The 20,788-nt window shown below is 58.2% G+C and carries 21 protein-coding genes and 1 pseudogene; 7 read left to right on the top strand and 15 right to left on the bottom strand.

The window, feature by feature from the left end; translation table 11 throughout:
• Nucleotides 1-189 precede the first annotated feature (189 nt).
• The 9 genes and pseudogenes from ACP7E3_RS28600 to ACP7E3_RS28560 all read right to left on the bottom strand — a co-directional run.
• Nucleotides 190-513: pseudogene (locus ACP7E3_RS28600) on the bottom strand (Tn3 family transposase); the annotation flags it as partial.
• Nucleotides 514-916: 403 nt separating this feature from the next.
• On the bottom strand, nucleotides 917-1,210 hold the full coding sequence (locus tag ACP7E3_RS28595) for a hypothetical protein (protein ID WP_060765964.1): 294 nt from the start codon (nucleotides 1,208-1,210) through the stop codon (nucleotides 917-919).
• 153 nt (nucleotides 1,211-1,363) lie between these two features.
• Nucleotides 1,364-2,212 carry a carboxylating nicotinate-nucleotide diphosphorylase gene (nadC, locus tag ACP7E3_RS28590; RefSeq protein WP_060765963.1) on the bottom strand — a complete coding sequence of 283 codons (849 nt, stop codon included), beginning with the start codon at nucleotides 2,210-2,212 and terminating at the stop codon, nucleotides 1,364-1,366.
• 94 nt (nucleotides 2,213-2,306) lie between these two features.
• Nucleotides 2,307-3,593, bottom strand: coding sequence for an OprD family porin (locus ACP7E3_RS28585; protein WP_102642970.1), 1,287 nt, complete (start codon nucleotides 3,591-3,593; stop codon nucleotides 2,307-2,309).
• Nucleotides 3,594-3,878: 285 nt separating this feature from the next.
• On the bottom strand, nucleotides 3,879-4,871 hold the full coding sequence (locus ACP7E3_RS28580; protein WP_060765961.1) for an ABC transporter substrate-binding protein: 993 nt from the start codon (nucleotides 4,869-4,871) through the stop codon (nucleotides 3,879-3,881).
• On the bottom strand, nucleotides 4,868-6,094 hold the full coding sequence (locus tag ACP7E3_RS28575; protein WP_060765960.1) for a Gfo/Idh/MocA family protein: 1,227 nt from the start codon (nucleotides 6,092-6,094) through the stop codon (nucleotides 4,868-4,870). Before ACP7E3_RS28575 ends, ACP7E3_RS28580 begins: the two co-directional genes overlap by 4 nt.
• Nucleotides 6,094-7,413: a Rieske 2Fe-2S domain-containing protein gene (locus ACP7E3_RS28570; RefSeq protein WP_060765959.1), complete on the bottom strand. Its 1,320-nt coding sequence runs from the start codon at nucleotides 7,411-7,413 to the stop codon at nucleotides 6,094-6,096. Before ACP7E3_RS28570 ends, ACP7E3_RS28575 begins: the two co-directional genes overlap by 1 nt.
• 46 nt (nucleotides 7,414-7,459) lie before the next feature.
• Complete coding sequence (locus ACP7E3_RS28565) at nucleotides 7,460-8,434, bottom strand: PDR/VanB family oxidoreductase (protein WP_060765958.1); 975 nt, start codon at nucleotides 8,432-8,434, stop codon at nucleotides 7,460-7,462.
• 110 nt (nucleotides 8,435-8,544) lie between these two features.
• Nucleotides 8,545-9,900, bottom strand: a complete 1,356-nt coding sequence (locus ACP7E3_RS28560; protein WP_060765957.1) for an MFS transporter — start codon at nucleotides 9,898-9,900, stop codon at nucleotides 8,545-8,547.
• A gap of 210 nt (nucleotides 9,901-10,110) precedes the next feature.
• Here ACP7E3_RS28560 and ACP7E3_RS28555 point away from each other — a divergent pair, with 210 nt between their 5' ends.
• The 5 genes from ACP7E3_RS28555 (at nucleotide 10,111) to ACP7E3_RS28535 (ending at nucleotide 15,408) form a co-directional block, all read left to right on the top strand.
• On the top strand, nucleotides 10,111-10,707 hold the full coding sequence (locus tag ACP7E3_RS28555; RefSeq protein WP_060765988.1) for a MarR family winged helix-turn-helix transcriptional regulator: 597 nt from the start codon (nucleotides 10,111-10,113) through the stop codon (nucleotides 10,705-10,707).
• 221 nt (nucleotides 10,708-10,928) lie between these two features.
• The gene (locus tag ACP7E3_RS28550; RefSeq protein WP_000179844.1) at nucleotides 10,929-12,608 is read left to right on the top strand and encodes a Mu transposase C-terminal domain-containing protein; all 1,680 of its coding nucleotides are present in this window, start codon (nucleotides 10,929-10,931) and stop codon (nucleotides 12,606-12,608) included.
• Nucleotides 12,609-12,610: 2 nt separating this feature from the next.
• The gene (locus ACP7E3_RS28545; protein ID WP_003155746.1) at nucleotides 12,611-13,519 is read left to right on the top strand and encodes a TniB family NTP-binding protein; all 909 of its coding nucleotides are present in this window, start codon (nucleotides 12,611-12,613) and stop codon (nucleotides 13,517-13,519) included.
• A complete protein-coding gene (locus tag ACP7E3_RS28540) occupies nucleotides 13,516-14,733 on the top strand; it encodes a TniQ family protein (protein WP_006122485.1) in 1,218 nt (405 codons plus the stop codon). The genes ACP7E3_RS28545 and ACP7E3_RS28540 overlap by 4 nt, the downstream gene beginning before the upstream one ends.
• A gap of 60 nt (nucleotides 14,734-14,793) precedes the next feature.
• A complete protein-coding gene (locus ACP7E3_RS28535; protein ID WP_000904941.1) occupies nucleotides 14,794-15,408 on the top strand; it encodes a recombinase family protein in 615 nt (204 codons plus the stop codon).
• Between the two features lie 52 nt (nucleotides 15,409-15,460).
• On the opposite strand, the gene merE is transcribed toward ACP7E3_RS28535, so the two are convergent.
• From merE to merT, 6 genes are read right to left on the bottom strand one after another with little or no spacing between them, the layout of a single operon-like run.
• On the bottom strand, nucleotides 15,461-15,697 hold the full coding sequence (merE, locus tag ACP7E3_RS28530) for a broad-spectrum mercury transporter MerE (RefSeq protein ID WP_001087809.1): 237 nt from the start codon (nucleotides 15,695-15,697) through the stop codon (nucleotides 15,461-15,463).
• The gene (merD, locus tag ACP7E3_RS28525; RefSeq protein WP_003465059.1) at nucleotides 15,694-16,059 is read right to left on the bottom strand and encodes a mercury resistance co-regulator MerD; all 366 of its coding nucleotides are present in this window, start codon (nucleotides 16,057-16,059) and stop codon (nucleotides 15,694-15,696) included. The genes merE and merD overlap by 4 nt, the downstream gene beginning before the upstream one ends.
• Nucleotides 16,060-16,075: 16 nt before the next feature.
• A complete protein-coding gene (gene merA, locus ACP7E3_RS28520) occupies nucleotides 16,076-17,722 on the bottom strand; it encodes a mercury(II) reductase (protein ID WP_000136268.1) in 1,647 nt (548 codons plus the stop codon).
• A complete protein-coding gene (gene merF / locus ACP7E3_RS28515) occupies nucleotides 17,719-17,964 on the bottom strand; it encodes a mercury resistance system transport protein MerF (RefSeq protein WP_000654684.1) in 246 nt (81 codons plus the stop codon). Before merF ends, merA begins: the two co-directional genes overlap by 4 nt.
• A 2-nt stretch (nucleotides 17,965-17,966) precedes the next feature.
• The gene (merP, locus tag ACP7E3_RS28510) at nucleotides 17,967-18,242 is read right to left on the bottom strand and encodes a mercury resistance system periplasmic binding protein MerP (protein ID WP_000735441.1); all 276 of its coding nucleotides are present in this window, start codon (nucleotides 18,240-18,242) and stop codon (nucleotides 17,967-17,969) included.
• A gap of 15 nt (nucleotides 18,243-18,257) precedes the next feature.
• A complete protein-coding gene (gene merT, locus ACP7E3_RS28505; protein ID WP_001294667.1) occupies nucleotides 18,258-18,608 on the bottom strand; it encodes a mercuric ion transporter MerT in 351 nt (116 codons plus the stop codon).
• A gap of 71 nt (nucleotides 18,609-18,679) precedes the next feature.
• Between merT and merR the strand changes: the two genes are divergently transcribed.
• Together merR and ACP7E3_RS28495 are read left to right on the top strand one after the other, a co-directional pair.
• Nucleotides 18,680-19,114, top strand: coding sequence for an Hg(II)-responsive transcriptional regulator (gene merR, locus ACP7E3_RS28500; RefSeq protein ID WP_000429838.1), 435 nt, complete (start codon nucleotides 18,680-18,682; stop codon nucleotides 19,112-19,114).
• Nucleotides 19,115-19,627: 513 nt separating this feature from the next.
• Nucleotides 19,628-20,788 (top strand): SulP family inorganic anion transporter (locus ACP7E3_RS28495; RefSeq protein ID WP_426125107.1); only part of this gene is annotated, 1,161 nt, incomplete at its 3' end.

The following is a 20,788-nucleotide window of genomic DNA, read 5'->3' as shown; positions in this document are numbered from 1 at the left end:
GCGAATTAACGAACTTTGATTCGTGAGAAAGGTTTATTGCACTGATTTTCGGGTGTTGGTGACCTTTCCTCGCGATAGCGGAAACGGTTTCATAAAACGGTCGTTTTTCGAAACTATCCAGACGTTGCAAGGGTTTGCGGGGCAGCGACTGAGCTTAAGTGCACTTTCTGTTCCGTTGCTCCCCCAACCCCGAATTCCATCAATCAATCCCTCGCGGACCAGGGAGGCCCTGCTCGGTGGTTTGCGTTTCTGGGTTTCGGTGATCAAGGCTTCAAGACGGGCACGCAACTCAGCATCTGGCACCGCACCTTGCGCGCTCAAGGCAACAAGTTCGCCGAGCAGCGTTTTGTACATTGCGGCCCAATTGACGGTAGCGGGGACATCGGCGGCAGCCTGACGCCACAGATCGGCGATCCGGCGCTGCACCATAAGGATCAACTGGTCTGTGGTGGTGAACAGGCAATACCGAAGAAAGCATGCGACCTCCACGGTGCGCGCTGGCTCTTTGATCTTGGGGCGAATAGAGAAAACGGAAATTTTCGTACGCTAAGCGCTCTGTCTGTCAGGTTGAGGTCGTAGAGGTGGACGCTGGAACGTCAGGAAATTCAGAAAGCCATCCTACTCTGACGCGGCCTGAATGGTCGGCCTTACGCCCGGTTGGGGTGTACTTCAACTGGACGCAGTCCATGCCCGTTGCGGCTTACAGCCATCACGCGGGGCTTAGCGTACAAAAAACTCCGTATTCTGCGGGCTCCCCTATAACATTAATATCTGTTTTTATTTTTGATTGGAATACCAATTGGAATGCCTTGAAGAAGCGCGGTTCACCGCTGCTCAAGAACCTTGATCAAGGTTGACTGACTTCCTCAGGGCGTGAAGCAGCGATCGAATATCCAAATATTAAGGGGTGATTCAGCTATCTCTGGAATCCGTCCAGTAGCGCTTGCTGCTGCTTTTTACTCTGCCCCAAAGCAGTGATTTCCAAGGCTGAGGTTTGCAAGCTACCAGCGAAGCTCTCTGTTAGATGGCGGATGCTCGCTACGCTGCCGTTAACCTCAGGTGTGACCGTACTTTGCTCCTCGGTAGCGCTTGCGATCTGGGCGTTCATATTCGAGATACAAATCACCCCGTCGCCAACCAGTCTTAGGGCATTCACCAGCTCCTCGAACAGTTCCCCAAGCTGCTCGGAGAGCTTTCGCGACAGCATCATAGTCCGCGCAGCGGTAGCAGTACCGCCGCAGTCCTCCGGCGCTGTTCGACCAGGCCAAGGGCAACTACCTGCAAACCCCCGTGATGCCCCCACAAATAATGCTATTTCTGGCTATTTAACGCAGGCAGGGCTCGGCAGAATACTGCCTGATGTTTAAAGGCTCAAGCGCATAGATAAGTCTATGGCTTTTATATTTTTAGTTATCGCGCCCATTGATATGTAGTCGACCCCAGTATCTGCGATAGCTACCAATGTACTTTCATTGATTCCGCCGCTGGCCTCAAGCCGGGCCTGTCCGTTGTTGAGTCGAACGCCTTCACGCATGTCATCCAGACTCAGTTCGTCGAACATGATTAAATCCGCTCCACCTCTCAGTGCTTCTTGCAGTTCGCCCAGGTTTTCGACTTCGATCTCTACCGGTCTACCTGGTGCAATGCGTTGTGCAGTATTGATAGCTTCGAGAATACCACCGCAAGCTGCAATATGATTTTCTTTGATGAGGAAGGCGTCGTAGAGACCAATGCGATGATTATGGCAACCACCGCAAGTGACGGCGTATTTTTGTGCGAGCCGAAGGCCAGGGATAGTCTTTCGAGTGTCGAGCAACTTTACGTGAGTATGCGAAACTTTATCAGCTAGCCGCCGGCATTGTGTCGCGACGCCCGATAAAAACTGTAAGTAGTTCAGCGCGGTTCGCTCACCGGTCAATAAAGAGCGGGCAGGGCCCTCTAAATGTAATACGGTTTGATTGGGTTCCGCGCGATCTCCATCCTTAACGTTCCACTTCAGGATGACAAGCGGATCCAGTTGGCGAAAGACGGCCTCCACCCACGACACACCACTGATGATGCAAGGTTCTCTAGTAATGATTTTTGCACTGGCCAAGCGAGCGGACGGTACAAGTTTCGCGGAGATGTCACCACTTCCGACATCCTCCAATAACGCCCTGTGTACGTTTTCATCGATCTCGGAACCCAAGCCCGTCAGTTCTATATTTTGCATTCCAGCCCACCTGAATCAATAAATAACGAAATATCAGCTCGCCATGCCCAAGCGCAGAATCCAGACGAGCATTGCACCTGAGCATGGCTATCAATCAAAAGTTATAGACATATCCAATGATGAGTCGGTTCTCATCGGCCCCATCTGTATAAGTGGAGCGATTGATTGCATTCCTCCATCGGAATGAAACATTTTTAAACGCACCACTTTGGACTACGTAAGTGATATCAGAACTTCTTTCCCATTCCTCACCGTCGGAACCTTCCGCCCTGAGCGCCTTTGCCTTCACTGTTTTAATATTCGCGGGATCGACGTTTTCTCCTTTCGCATAACGCAGATTCCATGTCAGGCCACGCAAGCCGAGGGTGGCAAAGTCATACGAATATCCGGCATACCAGACGTCTTCATTTGCAAGAGCGAAGTTGCTCACCAGCATTTCACCAAACAGATAGGTGTCCGTACCGTTTACATACGGGTATGCAGTCGCGCCGGATGCCGCTTGATAACCCACACTCAAGGTGTGTCCCATGGCCGAATAGCCCGCATTGCTACTGATCGTCCGATTATCCACTTTTCCCAGTAGTTTTTTGCCACTTTCTTGACCTTCAAAGTATCTGACTTCAGCAAACACGCGACCTATGGACAAGGGCTTGTTGAACTTTAAGCCGACGTAATCCCGCCGAAACAAGTTCTCCAGATCGCTGTACTGATACGCCACATTGAGGGAAGGAAGAAGTTGATAGTCAAATCCCGCATATGTGTAGTGGTCACTGGTGATGGCAGAAGAGTAGCCGCCTTGTTGAGAACTGGCAGACAGATCTTCAGAGTCGGTTGAGTCACGCTGCTTGACGGAGTCGACTTGACCAAGAGTCGCAGTCAACGACGTGATATCCTTTGATGATAGTTGCACGCCGTTAAACACTTGTGGCAAAAGTCGTGTATTGTTTGAGGCCAGTAAGGGAAGAACTGGATTCAAACCGCCAACTCTTAACTCACTCTGAGCGATTCTGGCCTTCGCCGTCAGTTCAAGCTTCGAGTAATCATCATAGGCACGCCGATCGCTACCGCGAGATAGAAGTCCTGTGCCCGATCGGTCGGGGCTGGAGTCAAGTTTGAGCCCCAACATGCCAAGCGCGTCCAATCCAAAACCAACAGGTCCGTCGGTAAAACCGGACTGGAGATTAACGATGAAGCCCTGAGCCCACTCCTCTCGCTTGGAATCAGTGGCCGTCGAGTCTCTGAAGTCGCGATTGAAGTAGAAATTTTTTAGTTCAAGATTGCCTTTGCTATCTTTCAAGATGTCCGCCGCCGCAAAAGATGGGGCGAAGGGTAATGTGATAAGCAGAGCAGGCATCAGCGTCTTACATGTTTGTTTATTCATTGTCACCCTTCCTTATTTTTATTATTCACAGGTGTTCGCCAGGCCTATTGACCTTTGGCAGCTAGCCAGCCCTCTTGGGAATTCCGCATGCACGTATGTTTTTACCTGGCCTTATATATACGTGCGTTTTCGAGCATGGCGATCGCCAACATACGCAGCGTGCAAAAAAGTTGTGGCCGCCATCTAACCGCACGATAGGAGCAGCCACAAAATTTATTACCATGCTAAGTACACGAAATGCCCTATAACGTTTGTTCGAGGGGTAAACCTTCGCCAGGACTTTCGTTAAATCTTGAAACTCTCCAACGAAGCTGGATGGAACAGCTCTTCAGGCTGAAGCAAGCGTGACGACAGGCCTTCGGCGTGGTGGCGTTCCAGGAAGCGACTGAGTACGTGGCGGTTAGCTTCGAAACCATAGGACCAGAAGTCTTCACCGAGCAACTGGCGCGCCGCTCTTAACTGATCCTCGATAAACGGTAACGTTACCTTGGTGGCGGAGGTGTCGCTCAATTTGTGCAGCGCTACGGACTTGGACTTCTCGAATGCTTTGGCAACGGCCCCGGGTAACCAAGGGTGCTGCTCGGCCAACGTGCGCCGGATCCCCAGCACGTGCATGATCGGGAATAGCTGAGTGCGGCGATACCAGTCCGAGGCCGCTCCCTGAGGATCACGATAGAGATAGCTGACCTTAGGATGGCCCTGGGTGAAACAGGAAGGTGCACGTGGACCGATCACGGCATCCAGCTCACCAGAGGCGAGCATGCCAGAAAGCGTTTCAGTCTCCGGTGCGTTCTCGACGATTACATCCGCCGGCAGCTTCAGAACAATTTTCTCCAGACGCCCGGTCTCTTCATACCCGCCACGGACCCAGGTGACGTCAGACGCTTTCAAACCATGGTCTTCTTCCAGGAACAGTCGAACCCATACGTTCGCTGTCAACTGGTACTCCGGCACACCGATACGTTTGCCCTTGAGGTCTGCCGCGGACTCGATTCCGCGATCATTGCGGATATAGATCGAGGTGTGTCGAAACGCGCGGGACGGGAAGACGGGGACAGCAATATAGGGACTGGTGCCAGCCGCGGTTTTAACGCTGTAGCTGCTCAACGATAACTCGCAGATGTCGTAGTCAGCATGGCGAAATGCGCGAAAGAAGATCTCTTCGGGATCTTGCAGCATAAAGATCGGGTCGACCCCATCGATCTGTACTTCGCCGTCCACCAATGGTCGGATACGATCGTAGTTGCCCACAGCAATAGATAAGTTCAACTTGTTCATGATGGGTTCTCGCAGGATTGAGTATCTTCAACATTCACACCCAGTGTGATGTCGCGTTGTTCTTCGCTGGATCGCAACATGGCGAGACAGATCTCCAACGTGTCACGAGCCCACTCGCCGTCATGCAACGGAGTGACCCCGTAGAACTGCGCTAGATACAGTTCGTCTATGACTTCGGAACGCGGCACCGTTGGCCGCTCAAGCATCATTCGATCACGACTATGCGGCCGGTAAATCATGACGGCATCCGCCATTGGCCTAAGGTCGCCACCTTCGCACGACACAATAATCGGGCCGAAATGCTGGAAGGCCGTCGCGTCGTCGGTAGGGGAGGGGCTGACGTAGCGTGTGCCGCCATAAGTGCCCTCAGCCTTGAGCCGCGCCTCCTCATCCGCCGTTTGCACCTGCTGCAATAACCGACGTGCGCCGCCGTAAGCTTCGGGGTTTTTGGGCTTGCCCATTTCTCCAACCCAGTCCATCCACTCGTCGGAGTCGAAGTGTCCGTAGCCGTTGTAGGTAATGGAGGCGAATGCCCCATTCTCGAACCATAAAGTGGCTGTGTAGGCGCCTTCAGTAGGCCGGGCGGGGTCCCAGTTACCCACTGCCGCGCGGACACGGGTCGCGCGACTGCCAGCCAGCAAACGGACCACGTCTACTTGGTGGGCGGCCTGGCTGAATACTGCTCCGCCGCCTTCAGCGGTCGAGAGTTCTTCCGGGCGGCGAGGACGCTGCAGGTAGTCGGTGTAGTTCAACGCTTGAATCATCTTGACCGCGCCGAACTCGCCACTACCAATCAGCTCCCGGGTACGCAGGTACGGGGTATCGAAGCTGTGGCAATGCCCAACGATCAACTTCACACCCGCCTCGGCGCAATCGGCGATCATCCGGTCGCACTCGTCCAACGACAACGCCATGGGTTTTTCGACCAGCACGTGCTTGCGGTTAGCCGCAGCTATACGGGTGTGTTCGGCGTGAAACTGATGTGGGCTGGCGATGTATAAGGCGTCGACATTGCTGTCGGCTGCCAGGTCTTCGATGGTCTCGTATGCAGGCGCATCGAAATCCCGTTCGAATTGCCTGCGAGCTTGTTCACGAGGGTCACAGGCGCCCACCAACTGGACGCGGCGATCGGCCAGGAAGGTAGGCAGCATGAGGGTGAATGCCCGGCCCAGACCGACCACCCCCAGACGTAGCCGAGCCGTGGATTCAGCATGGCTGGCCATCACGTATGAACCTCGTAATCAGGCTCTGCGACTATGTTGGCATCATCCAGGGCCCATACGTAACGAGCTTGATAATCACGCCAGTCGATATCCTTGGACACGATCGCCTGGAACGAGCAGATTCTGGAAGGGATCGCTTTCTCACCTGTGCCAATAGCGGATTCACCCGCCTGAAAGGCTGCCAAGGCATCCAGCATGACCCGGCGGAACTCCACCACCGCCAAGTCACTGGCGCCCAAGCGCTCATCGGAGCGATCGGCGATGGGCCCCATGGTCACCCACATGGCGATATCCTGATTGGGGAAACCCTTGATGCCCGTAAAGTTGCCGTTTTTCATGGCTTCACGGTCCTGGAAAAAACGGTTCCCGTCGTTGCGTAGCGGTCGGTAACTGTCGTCCAGATCGATGCCGACTTGCTGGCCGAGAAACTTTCGCCAGGTCTCTGTTTCCGGAGTGTTATCGGGATTTCCCCAGGCCATGAAATAGAAGGCAGTGTGGGTGTCGTCGATGGGTACGTTGATATTCGCGACGTTGTACAAATTATTCGGTGGGATCAGTGCGGTGGCCGGGGCTACGAACACCGTAGAGCGTACATACTCGCTGGTGGCGGCATTCTGGATAGGACGGCGCAGAGCGGCATAGCGGAAGCCATAGCTGGTACGCTCGACTTGCATGCGCGGCGCTTTGTCCGTGGACGGTCTTAGCCAGTTTTTCGAGGTTGCTTCTGCCCCCCCGACCCGGGCTGGAACGAAGTCGGATGAGTGCAGGCTTGAGCTGTGTGCCGAGTCGATGGCGCCTTCCAGGATCTGCGCCCAGTTGCAGGGAATGATTGCCTTGGCGATGCTCACTCGAACATGCTCATGGGGTGCCCAGGCCGGCGGCACAAATTCGGGAATTGCGTCCTGTGGCCCCATGTAGGCCCAGACGAAACCGCCCCACTCGCGGGTTTTGTAGGCCGTGTGCTTGACCTTCTGACACATGTTGCTGGCGGCAGGCTCGGAAACCATTTCCACCACATTACCGTCCACGTCCATCTTCCAGCCGTGATACAGGCAGCGTAATCCCGAGTTTTCATTGCGGCCGTAGATCAGTGACACGCGGCGATGCGGGCAATACTCGTCCATAACTCCCACGCGACCATCGGTGTCGCGAAACACGACCAGGTCCTCGCCGAACAGACGGGCCCTGACAGGCGTGCCGTCGGGCTCGCTGACTTCTTCGAGCAAACACACTGGCGTCCAGTGACGGCGCATCATCTGGCCCATCGGTGCGTCGCCTTCGACGCGGCAGAGCAACAGGTTCTCTTCTGGGGTCAACATGTAATATCTCCAGCGTTCAACTAATCGTTTGTAAAAAAGGTCTCGCCTAGAGGTCGAGTACCAGCACGTCATTTCTGGCTCGGGAAACGCAAATCATGATCTGATCGTGCTGTTCGTCCTCACGCAGCACCATGTCGCGATGCTCGACGTCACCTTCGATCAGACGGGTACGGCAAGAGCCGCAGGTGCCGCTCTCACAAGAACTTGGCGCCCGGATACCGTTGTCACGCAGAACCTCCAGAATCGAGCGGTCGACGGGAATTTCGAGGTCGATTCCGCTCCGGCCAAGGGTCACCGAAAAAGGCCGGTTTTCGGCGAAGCGACTCTGGTCGACGCCGAAGCTTTCAAAATGTATGGAGCCGGGTGGCCAGTGCCCCGTCATGTCCAGCACGCTGTCCATCAATGGCCGGGGGCCACAGCAGTACACATGTGTACCGCTGCTCGGTTTGTCGAAAACAGGCCAGAAATCGTAAGCGTCTGCCCGATTGCCGAAGTCGTGGTGAATGACTACCGTGTTGGCAAATTCGGCCCCCAGCAGCTCATCCCTGAAGGCGGTGAGTTCCGGATTACGGGTGCAGTAGTAAAGTTTGAAGGGGAGGTCGGTGCTGGCCTTCAGGTGACGCATCATCGACAGGATCGGGGTAATACCGATGCCTCCGGCGACGAAGATGAACTGTCGGGCATTCTCGATCAGTTCGAACTCATTTTGCGGAGTTGCCACCGGTAGCAAGTCGCCTGCCTCGATATCATCGGCCATGCTCACCGAACCGCCTCGTCCGTTGGCGTCACGCTTGACAGCAATGACATAACGCTCACGCTCTTGCGGGTCGTTGCTCAATGAGTAATTGCGGATACTTCCGTTGGGCACCCTTACCCTGAGGTGCGCTCCGGCCGTAAAGGCGGGCAGAAGCATCCCCTGCGGGTGGGCCAATTCGAAGCGGAAAATGCCTTGGGCAATTTCGGTTTTGGCGATCACCTTGAGGCCAGTGAACCCATCATCGAGCTGTTCGGAACTACTCATCGCTGTTTCCTCATTACATCCGGTCGCGGGCTGAACACGCCCGCGCACCGAGAGTTGCATAGATATCTAACATTTTTTGGGCGTGATTCGGCCAATCAGACTGCTCGATCCTATTCGTCGGTAAGTGGCTTTTCGCTCAAGGCGTTAGCTGGCACCGCAATCAGAACCGCCATACCACCCGCCAGGACCAGGGCCCCGATTATCGTCAGTCCGATTGCGAGGCTGCCGGTGACTGTGTTGATCCAGCCCAGTCCGATGGGCGCACAGAACGCTCCGATCTGACCAAGAGAACTGATCGCCGAAATCCCCCCTGCGGCGGACTCATCATTAAGATAAGCAGGAGGAATCGACCAGATGATCGCTGCGGCACCGAAGTACGACACTGCAATCATTGCCAGGCAAGTAATTGAAATAATGGCCGAGTCCACAACGTGAGGCAGCAGGCAGGCGCCCAAGGCACCGAAGGCGATACTGAAAAAGAAGTGCTTGCGACGCTCCAGACGAATGTCGGAGCTGCGCGCAATGAGAATCATGGCGATCGCCCCCACGATGTATGGCACGGTGGAAAGCAATCCGACATGCAATACATCCTGGATGCCGGTGTTGCGGATGATGGTAGGCGTCCAGTAATTGAGGATCGTGCCACAGAGCGGCACGGTGGCCCAACCAGCAGCAAGGACGTATACGCGCGGATCCTTGAGCGCAGCCAGCACAGCATGACGCTTATCGGTAACGGGCTTCTTGCCTGCGCGGTCAGCGGCCAGCGCGTCGAGAATAATGGATTTTTCCTCGTCGTCGAGCCACTTGGCCTGCTCGGGTTTGTCCACCAGATAGAAATAGGCCATCACACCCATTACGGCAGCGGGAAGACCTTCCAGGATGAACATCCACTGCCAGTTTTTCATTCCCATGACGTCGACGAAATGCGTGAGTATCCAACCGGACAGGGGACCGCCGATGATTCCCGCCGCGGCGATGGCCAACAAGAAGCGCGAGGTGATGCGAGCACGCCTGGCACCTGGATACCAATAGGTCAGATAAAGAATGATTCCAGGCCAGAAGCCAGCTTCGGCAGCGCCCAACAGGGCGCGGGCAATGTAGAACTCAGTGGGCGTTGTCATGAACGCCATGGACGCTGAGATCAAGCCCCACAGCACCATGATCCGGGTGATCGTCAACCGGGCACCAATCTTTTGCAGGTAAAGCGTACTGGGTATTTCCAATGCGATGTAGCCGATGAAAAACAAGCTTACGCCGAGTCCGTAGGCAGCATCGCTCATGCCTAAATCGTGCTTCAGGTAAACCTGCGCGAAGCTGATGTTCACGCGATCCAGATAATTGAGAACCCAGGCCACGAAGATGAAGGTCATCAAACGTAGTGTGACTTTTCTATAGACCTTCTCGATGCGCTCATGGCTGCGCTGGAGAAGATGGGGCACGGCATCTGTAGCTGCTGTTGTTGTCATTGTGCACGCCTCGGACTTTGTGTAGCACGACCAAAGCCATGGGGGGGCTTGGTGTGCTTTTTTATTAGGTCTCTAAGAGAATATGGCGAATTTTCTTCTCTCGCAATCAAAAAAAGAACGATCTCTAAGTATTTTTTGATCTAGCGCATGTGTTGAGGCAACGCGTTATGCTTAGTATCGCTTACGCAGGTGATGAGATCGGACCTTGATATGACTGCACGAAAGCCTTTAGGCCACAAACAACCTGAAACCCAGGAAATACTCAGGCATTGGCACGATGTTGTACCTGATGACCGTCTGGCCCACCTGGTCAAGGATGCAACTCGCGCGCTGGTCAGAGCACTGCAGATGCGGTTGACCGAACACGACGTATCCTTTGGTCATTGGGCGTTCTTGCGGATCCTCTGGGAGACAGACGGATTGACCCAAAAACAACTCAGCACTCAGGCTGGACTGATGGAACCTACGACTTTCGCTGCGGTGAAGGCGATGGAAAAACTGGGCTACGTCGTCCGGCAGCAGATGCCGGATAACAAGAAAAATGTTCACGTCTTCCTCACCGATGAAGGACGGCGACTGAAGGATGTGTTGATTCCTCTGGCGCTGGAAGTCAACGAGGTGAGTGTGGCCGGGCTCGAGGAGCAAGACGTCGAAACAGCACGACACGTTCTATTGACGGTGATAGAGAATCTCGCAAACGCAGAAGCGAATTCCATCAATCCTTCCCATCGGGTGCCGTCAACGCGGGAGGTTGGGCGCATGATCAACGAGGGGAGCCCGCAGAATACGGAGTTTTTTGTACGCTAAGCCCCGCGTGATGGCTGTAAGCCGCAACGGGCATGGACTGCGTCCAGTTGAAGTACACCCCAACCGGGCGTAAGGCCGACTGTCATTTTCAGAAGACGACTGCACCAGTTGATTGGGCGTAATGGCTGTTGTGCAGCCAGCTCCTGACAGTTCAATATCAGAAGTGATCTGCACCAATCTCGACTATGCTCAATACTCGTGTGCACCAAAGCGAGGTGAGCATGGCGACGGACACCCCACGGATTCCAGAACAAGGCGTGGCCACTCTGCCTGATGAGGCTTGGGAGCGTGCGCGCCGTCGTGCGGAGATCATCAGTCCGTTGGCGCAGTCGGAGACGGTCGGGCACGAAGCGGCCGATATGGCGGCTCAGGCGCTGGGCTTGTCTCGGCGCCAGGTATACGTTCTGATCCGGCGTGCCCGGCAAGGCAGCGGCCTCGTGACGGATCTGGTGCCCGGCCAGTCCGGTGGAGGTAAAGGTAAGGGGCGCTTGCCGGAACCGGTCGAGCGCGTCATCCACGAGCTACTGCAAAAGCGGTTCCTGACCAAGCAGAAGCGCAGCCTAGCGGCCTTTCACCGCGAAGTCACTCAGGTGTGCAAGGCTCAAAAACTGCGAGTGCCGGCGCGCAATACCGTGGCCTTACGGATCGCTAGCCTTGACCCGCGCAAGGTCATCCGCCGGCGGGAAGGCCAGGATGCCGCTCGTGACCTACAAGGTGTGGGCGGCGAGCCTCCTGCCGTGACCGCGCCGCTGGAGCAGGTGCAGATAGACCATACGGTCATCGACCTGATCGTGGTCGATGACCGCGACCGGCAACCTATTGGCCGCCCGTACCTGACCCTCGCCATCGACGTGTTCACCCGCTGCGTGCTCGGCATGGTCGTCACGCTGGAAGCGCCGTCTGCCGTTTCGGTTGGCCTGTGCCTCGTGCATGTCGCCTGCGACAAGCGCCCTTGGCTGGAAGGACTGAACGTGGAAATGGATTGGCAGATGAGCGGCAAGCCCTTGCTGCTCTACCTAGACAACGCGGCCGAGTTCAAGAGCGAGGCCCTGCGCCGGGGTTGCGAGCAGCATGGCATCCGGCTGGACTATCGCCCGCTGGGACAGCCGCACTATGGCGGCATCGTGGAACGGATCATCGGCACGGCGATGCAGATGATTCACGACGAACTGCCGGGAACGACCTTCTCCAACCCTGACCAGCGCGGCGACTACGATTCCGAAAACAAGGCCGCCCTGACGCTGCGCGAGCTAGAGCGCTGGCTCACATTGGCGGTCGGCACCTACCACGGTTCGGTGCACAACGGCCTGCTCCAACCGCCGGCCGCGCGCTGGGCCGAGGCCGTGGCGCGTGTCGGCGTACCGGCCGTCGTCACACGCGCTACTTCGTTCCTGGTCGATTTTCTGCCGATCCTCCGGCGCACGCTGACCCGCACCGGCTTTGTCATCGACCACATCCACTACTACGCCGATGCGCTCAAGCCGTGGATTGCGCGGCGTGAACGCTGGCCGTCCTTTCTGATCCGGCGCGATCCGCGCGACATCAGCCGTATCTGGGTCCTGGAACCGGAGGGACAGCATTACCTGGAAATTCCCTACCGTACCTTGTCGCATCCGGCTGTCACCCTCTGGGAACAACGGCAGGCGCTGGCGAAACTGCGGCAGCAAGGGCGCGAACAGGTGGATGAGTCGGCGCTGTTCCGCATGATCGGCCAGATGCGTGAGATTGTGACCAGCGCGCAGAAGGCCACACGCAAGGCGCGGCGTGACGCGGATCGCCGCCAGCACCTCAAGACATCAGCTCGGCCGGACAAGCCCGTTCCGCCGGATACGGATATTGCCGACCCGCAGGCAGACAACTTGCCACCCGCCAAACCGTTCGACCAGATTGAGGAGTGGTAGCCGTGGACGAATATCCCATCATCGACCTGTCCCACCTGCTGCCGGCGGCCCAGGGCTTGGCCCGTCTTCCGGCGGACGAGCGCATCCAGCGCCTTCGCGCCGACCGCTGGATCGGCTATCCGCGCGCAGTCGAGGCGCTGAACCGGCTGGAAGCCCTTTATGCGTGGCCAAACAAGCAACGCATGCCCAACCTGCTGCTGGTTGGCCCGACCAACAATGGCAAGTCGATGATCGTCGAGAAGTTCCGCCGCACCCACCCGGCCAGCTCCGACGCCGACCAGGAGCACATCCCGGTGTTGGTCGTGCAGATGCCGTCCGAGCCGTCCGTGATCCGCTTCTACGTCGCGCTGCTCGCCGCGATGGGCGCGCCGCTGCGCCCACGCCCACGGTTGCCGGAAATGGAGCAACTGGCTCTGGCACTGCTGCGCAAGGTCGGCGTGCGCATGCTGGTGATCGACGAGCTGCACAACGTGCTGGCCGGCAACAGCGTCAACCGCCGGGAATTCCTCAACCTGCTGCGCTTCCTCGGCAACGAACTGCGCATCCCGTTGGTTGGGGTAGGCACGCGCGACGCCTACCTAGCCATCCGCTCCGATGACCAGTTGGAAAATCGCTTCGAGCCGATGATGCTGCCGGTATGGGAGGCCAACGACGATTGCTGCTCACTGCTGGCCAGCTTCGCCGCTTCGCTCCCGCTGCGCCGGCCTTCCCCAATTGCCACGCTGGACATGGCTCGCTACCTGCTCACACGCAGCGAGGGCACCATAGGGGAACTGGCGCACTTGCTGATGGCGGCGGCCATCGTCGCCGTGGAGAGCGGCGAGGAAGCGATCAACCATCGCACACTCAGCATGGCCGTTTACACCGGACCCAGCGAGCGGCGGCGGCAATTCGAGCGGGAACTGATGTGAAGCCTGCGCCGCGCTGGCCGCTGCATCCCGCCCCGAAAGAAGGCGAGGCGCTGTCCTCATGGCTCAACCGCGTGGCCCTTTGCTATCACATGGAGGAGCCCGACCTGCTGGAGCACGATCTTGGTCACGGCCAGGTCGATGACCTGGACACCGCGCCACCACTCTCGCTGCTGGCGTTGCTTTCCCAGCGGAGCGGCATCGAGCTGGACCGGCTGCGCTGTATGAGTTTCGCCGGATGGGTGCCTTGGCTACTGGACAGCCTTGATGACCAGATTCCAGACGCCTTGGAAACCTATGCGTTTCAGCTCTCGGTGTTGCTGCCAAGACTCCGCCGTAAGACGCGATCCATCACGAGCTGGCGTGCCTGGCTGCCCAGCCAGCCGATAAACCGCGCCTGTCCGCTCTGCCTGAGCGATCCGGAGAACCAAGCCGTACTGCTCGCGTGGAAGCTGCCCCTGATGCTGAGCTGCCCGCTGCATGGCTGCTGGCTGGAATCCTATTGGGGCGTGCCAGGGCGGTTTCTCGGCTGGGAGAACGCCGACGCCGAACCGCGCACCGCCAGCGACGCGATTGCGGCGATGGACCAGCGTACCTGGCAGGCACTGACAACCGGTCACGTGGAGCTGCCGCGCCGACGCATCCACGCCGGATTGTGGTTTCGACTTCTTCGCACGCTGCTCGATGAGCTGAACACCCCGCTTTCCGCGTGCGGAACCTGCGCGGGGTATCCCCGCCAAGTCTGGGAAGGCTGCGGGCATCCGCTGCGTGCTGGGCAAAGTCTGTGGCGACCGTATGAAACCCTGAATCCGATAGTACGGTTACAGATGCTGGAGGCGGCGGCAACGGCAATCAGCTTGATTGAGGTGAGGGACATCAGCCCGCCAGGCGAGCAGGCAAAGCTATTCTGGTCCGAGCCCCAAACCGGGTTCACCAGTGGCCTGCCGACGAAAGCGCCGAAGCCCGAGCCCATCAATCACTGGCAGCGTGCAGTCCAGGCCATCGACGAGGCCATCATTGAAGCGCGACACAACCCCGAGACGGCACGCTCGCTGTTCGCGTTGGCTTCCTATGGTCGGCGCGATCCCGCTTCCTTGGAACGGTTGCGCGCCACCTTCGTGAAGGAAGGCATCCCGCCGGAATTTCTGTCACATTACCTGCCTGATGCACCCTTTGCATGTCTTAAACAAAATGACGGGTTAAGTGACAAATTTTGACGGATAGAGCTTTCCGGCTCACACTGTCACATAATCGAACGTATATGTGACAGGTACGACATGCTGATAGGCTACATGCGGGTATCGAAGGCGGACGGCTCCCAGGCTACCGATTTGCAGCGCGACGCGCTGATTGCCGCCGGGGTCGATCCAGTACATCTTTACGAGGACCAGGCATCCGGCATGCGCGAGGATCGGCCCGGCTTGACGAGCTGCCTGAAGGCGTTGCGAACTGGCGACACACTGGTCGTGTGGAAACTGGATCGGCTCGGACGCGACCTGCGACATCTCATCAACACCGTGCACGACCTGACTGGGCGCGGCATCGGCTTGAAGGTATTAACCGGGCACGGCGCGGCCATCGACACCACGACCGCCGCCGGCAAGCTGGTCTTTGGCATCTTCGCCGCCCTGGCCGAGTTCGAGCGCGAGTTGATCGCGGAGCGCACGATTGCCGGCCTAGCCTCGGCCCGCGCGCGCGGGCGGAAAGGCGGCCGGCCGTTCAAGATGACCGCCGCCAAGCTGCGGCTGGCGATGGCGGCAATGGGTCAGCCAGAGACCAAGGTCGGCGACCTGTGCCAGGAACTTGGCGTCACGCGGCAGACCCTGTATCGGCATGTTTCACCCAAGGGTGAGCTACGTCCAGATGGCGAGAAGCTACTCAGCCGAATTTGATGCCGGCATGAGGCAACGTAGCGACAGCGTGGTTTGTCTCAATGGGAAGCGCTCATGATCGATCTTTGAAGGCCCGCAGCAGTCGTGTCACAGACAGGACGAACAAACCGGTCAGCGTGAGGGCTGCGATACCCCAGTACTCTCCGATGAACGCGCCGGCCGTCGTGCCGGCCAGCACAATGGCGAGAATCGGCAAATGGCAGGGACAGGTGAGCACGGCCAGCGCGCCCCACAGGTAGCCGGTGATCGGTTTGTGCGTCTCGGACGGCAAGCGCTCGGGGCTGTTCATGGCAGACTCTCCGCGTGCTGTGCCGGCTCGGTCGGCATGGTGGCCAACTGCACCTCCAGATCGGCCAACGCTTCGCGCCGACGCTCGACGAACTGGCGCAGAACGGCAAGCTGCGCGGCCGCTTCATCGCCGTCCGCAGCATCCAGCGCCCGGCACAGCCGCGCCAGCGCGTCCAGGCCGATGCCCGCCTCGAAGGCCGCCCGCACGAAGCACAGCCGTTGCAAGGCGGCATCATCGAACAGGCCATAGCCGCCCGGGGTGCACGCCACCGGACGCAGCAATCCGCGCAGCAGGTAGTCGCGCACGATATGCACGCTCACCCCGGCATCAAGGGCCAGCCGGGACACGGTGTAGGCGCTCATTGAAAACCTCCTTTTTTTATCCAGCGCAGCAGGAAAGCTGCTTCACGTCCTTGTTGAAGGTCTGCGCCGCAAGCTTCAACCCCTCGACCATTGTCAGGTAGGGGAACAACTGGTCGGCCAGTTCCTGCACCGTCATGCGGTTGCGGATGGCGAGCACCGCCGTCTGGATCAGTTCGCCCGCTTCCGGGGCCACCGCCTGCACGCCGATGAGCCGTCCGCTACCTTCCTCGATGACCAGCTTGATGAAGCCGCGTGTGTCGAAGTTGGCAAGCGCTCGCGGAACGTTGTCGAGTGTCAGCGTGCGACTGTCGGTCTCGATGCCATCGTGGTGCGCTTCCGCCTCGCTGTAGCCCACGGTGGCGACTTGCGGGTCGGTGAACACCACTGCCGGCATCGCGGTCAGATTGAGGGCTGCGTCGCCGCCGGTCATGTTGATCGCGGCACGGGTGCCGGCGGCCGCTGCCACGTAGACGAACTGCGGCTGGTCGGTGCAGTCGCCGGCCGCGTAGATGTTCGGGTTGCTCGTGCGCATGCCTTGGTCGATAACGATGGCCCCTTGCGCATTGACAGTGACCCCCGCCGCGTCCAGCGCGAGGCTGCGCGTATTCGGTGCCCGACCGGTGGCAACCAGCAACTTGTCAGCGCGCAATTCACCGTGTCCGGTGGTCAGCACGAATTCGCCGTTCACATGGGCGACCTGGCTGGCTTGCGTGTGCTCCAGCACCTCGATGCCCTCGGCGCGGAAAGCGGCTGTCACGGCCTCGCCGATGGCCGGGTCTTCCCGGAAGAACAAGGTGCTGCGTGCCAGGATCGTGACCTGGCTGCCGAGCCGGGCAAAGGCTTGCGCCAGTTCCAACGCCACCACCGACGAACCGATCACGGCCAGGCGTGCGGGAATGGTGTCGCTGACAAGCGCTTCGGTGGAAGTCCAGTAGGGTGACTCTTTCAGGCCCGGAATCGGCGGCACGGCCGGACTGGCACCGGTGGCGACCAGGCAGCGGTCGAACGTTACCTCGCGCTCGCCACCCTCGTTCAAACGGACGACCAGGCTCTGGTCGTCCTTGAAACGCGCTTCACCGTGCAAAACGGTGATGGCTGGATTGCCGTCCAGGATGCCTTCGTATTTGGCGTGCCGCAGTTCATCGACACGGGCCTGCTGCTGGGCCAGCAGTTTGCTGCGGTCAATCGCAGGCACAGTTGCCGCAATACCGCCGTCGAACGGACTTTCCCGGCGCAGATGGGCAATATGGGCAGCGCGGATCATGATCTTGGACGGCACACAGCCGATATTGACGCAGGTGCCGCCGATGGTGCCGCGTTCGATCAGCGTGACCGTCGCGCCTTGCTCGACGGCCTTCAGCGCCGCCGCCATCGCGGCCCCGCCGCTGCCAATGATGGCGATATGCAAACCGGCGCCCTCAAGTGCATCACGGATTTTTGGTTCATCTTTGAAATCACCAACCCGGATCGAGCCTTGATAACCCAATGCGGCGATGGCGGCCAGCAGTTGGTTGTGGCTCACGGCGGTGTCTGCCATGACTTGCGCGCGGCTTTCTGGATAGGACACCACAGCGGCATTCACGCCGGGAATCTTTTCCAAAGCATCTTTGACATGGGTGGCGCAGGATGTGCAGGTCATGCCATTCACGGTGATTTCGGTCATTTTTTTACTCCATTGAATTTCGGGGTGCAGCAGGCATCGGCTTGGCGTTTTCGTTGGATGGCGTAGATGGTCAAGCCGATGAAAATCGCCAGCGCAGGCAGCAGCACATAGTCCAGATAGCCGGTCAGCGCGGACAAGCCGACCACACCGAGCAAAATGACCAGAACAGGGGTGAAGCAACACAGCGCCACGAGGGTTGTGCCAATGATGCTGACCCGCAGCAGTGTCTTCGGGTCTTTCATGATCAGTTCTTGACTGATGATGGGTAGCCCGCATCCTCGGTAGCCTTGGTCAGTTTCTGCACGCTGGTCTTGGCATCATCGAAGGTGACCACCGCTTCGCGCGTCTCGAAGGTCACGTCAACTTTACTGACGCCATCGACCTTGGAAATCGCCTTCTTGACAGTGATCGGACAGGCCGAGCAGGTCATGCCCGGTACGGACAGCGTAACGGTCTGGGTGGCGGCCCACACGGGGGCAACAACGGCAGCGAGGGCAAGGGCGGAAAGCAGCTTTTTCATGGTGAACTCCTGTGATCAATAGAAAAATGGCACGACGTAGGGAAATCCGAGCGCGACCAAAACCAGCACGGCCACGCCCCAGAAAATGAGCTTGTAAGTAGCTCGCACTTGGGGAATCGCGCAAACCTCACCCGGTTTGCAGGCGGCTGACGGCCGGTAGATGCGCCGCCAGGCGAAGAACAACGCCACCAGCGCCACGCCGATAAAGATGGGGCGATAGGGTTCCAACACCGTCAAGTTGCCGATCCAAGCGCCGCTGAACCCCAAGGCGATCAGAACCAGCGGCCCGAGGCAGCAAGCCGAGGCGAGGATGGCGGCCAGCCCGCCAGTGAAGAGCGCGCCGCGCCCGTTTTGAGGTTCAGACATACGTTTGTCCTTTCGAATCTGAATTGGATAGCTTAAGCTTACTTCCGTAGTTATGTACGGAGTCAAGCGATATGGAAAACAATTTGGAGAACCTGACCATTGGCGTTTTCGCCAGGACGGCCGGGGTCAATGTGGAGACCATCCGGTTCTATCAGCGCAAGGGCTTGCTCCCGGAACCGGACAAGCCTTACGGCAGCATTCGCCGCTATGGCGAGACGGATGTAACGCGGGTGCGCTTCGTGAAATCAGCCCAGCGGTTGGGCTTCAGCCTGGATGAGATCGCCGAGCTGCTGCGGCTGGAGGATGGCACCCATTGCGAGGAAGCCAGCAGCCTGGCCGAGCACAAGCTCAAGGACGTGCGCGAGAGGATGGCTGACCTGGCGCGCATGGAGGCCGTGCTGTCTGATTTGGTGTGCGCCTGCCATGCGCGGAAGGGGAACGTTTCCTGCCCGCTGATTGCGTCACTGCAAGGGAAGAAAGAACCGCGCAGTGCGGACGCGGTGTAGCCCGAGGGAACTACGCCTTAGCGTGCTTTATTTTCCGTTTTCTGAGGCGACTCCAACGTCAGAAAAGACCGTGCGGTCGACTTTTGATATTTCGTGCTGTCGCCTTCTGAAAGTGACAAAAGATGACTCTATTCTGACTAAGCGGCGCGGCCCTGCCTGACATCCAGTTAGGGTATAGCTCAGGCTGACATCCAAACAGGACACCCTAGTCGGTGATGACTCGCAGAAATTGCCCTCTTCCTGTAGAATGTCGCGGCCATTGAGTTACCAAAGACACTCGATAAGACCTCATGCTCACCCTGCAAAATATGATCTGGCTGCCTACGCCGCCATAGCGCTTCGCCCCCCGCATCATCTGTGACTGCTTGCTCCGCCAGCGGTCGCGCTCTGCTGTGCTTTCGGTTTTAACACCCGCCACAGCCCCCCTACATCCGACAATTTGACCTCGTATCGACCAGCTGCACATGGCTTGCGCCATGCTGTGCTGCGCGATCCATTGCCTTGGGAATTCTGATGCTCCACTCGTTAAAGCAAACCTGGTTATCCAACATCCGTGGCGACATCCTCGCCGGTCTTGTGGTCGCCCTGGCCCTCATCCCTGAAGCCATCGCCTTCTCGATCATCGCGGGTGTCGACCCCAAGGTCGGCCTGTACGCCTCTTTCTGTATCGCCGTAGTGATCGCCTTTGTCGGTGGCCGCCCCGGCATGATCTCGGCCGCAACCGGAGCCATGGCACTGCTGATGGTGACCCTGGTCAAGAACCACGGTCTTGAATATCTGCTGGCCGCCACGCTGCTATGTGGCGTGTTACAGATCGCTGCTGGCTACCTGAAGCTCGGCTCACTGATGCGCTTCGTCTCGCGCTCGGTGGTGACCGGCTTCGTCAATGCCCTAGCGATTCTGATCTTTATGGCTCAACTGCCCGAGCTGACCAATGTCACCTGGCACGTCTACGCCTTGACAGCCGCAGGCCTCGGCATCATCTATCTGTTCCCCTATATCCCCAAGATCGGCAAGCTCATCCCATCGCCGCTGGTGTGCATCATCGTGCTGACCGCCGTTGCCATGTCGGTTGGGCTGGATATCCGCACGGTCGGTGATATGGGTCAACTGCCGGATACGCTGCCAATCTTTCTCTGGCCTGACGTACCGCTGACGTTCGAGACGTTGGCCATCATCTTCCCTTACTCGGCAGCGCTGGCCGTGGTCGGTCTGCTGGAGTCGATGATGACCGCAACCATTGTCGACGACCTGACCGACACCCCCAGTGACAAGAACCGCGAGTGCAAGGGCCAGGGCGTGGCCAACATTGCTTCGGGTCTGATCGGCGGTATGGCCGGCTGCGCGATGATTGGTCAGTCGATCATCAACGTGAAATCTGGCGGTCGTTCTCGCTTGTCGTCCCTTGCCGCAGGCGTATTCCTGCTGCTGATGGTGGTATTCCTTGGCGATTGGCTAAAGCAGATCCCGATGGCTGCGCTGGTGGCAGTGATGATCATGGTGTCCATCGGCACTTTCAGTTGGGATTCGCTGCGCAACCTGAAGAAGCACCCGCTGTCGACCAACATTGTCATGGTCGTCACCGTTGTGGTCGTGGTGGCCACCCACAACCTTGCCTTCGGCGTGTTGGCCGGCGTGCTGCTGGCCGCGATGTTCTTCGCCAACAAGGTTGGC

Origin of the sequence: Pseudomonas sp. PSPC2-3, from assembly GCF_049898265.1 — a bacterium.
GTDB lineage: Bacteria > Pseudomonadota > Gammaproteobacteria > Pseudomonadales > Pseudomonadaceae > Aquipseudomonas > Aquipseudomonas veronii.
The sequence above is the reverse complement of the archived record's forward strand: the minus strand, read 5'-3'. Positions and strand labels throughout refer to the sequence as shown.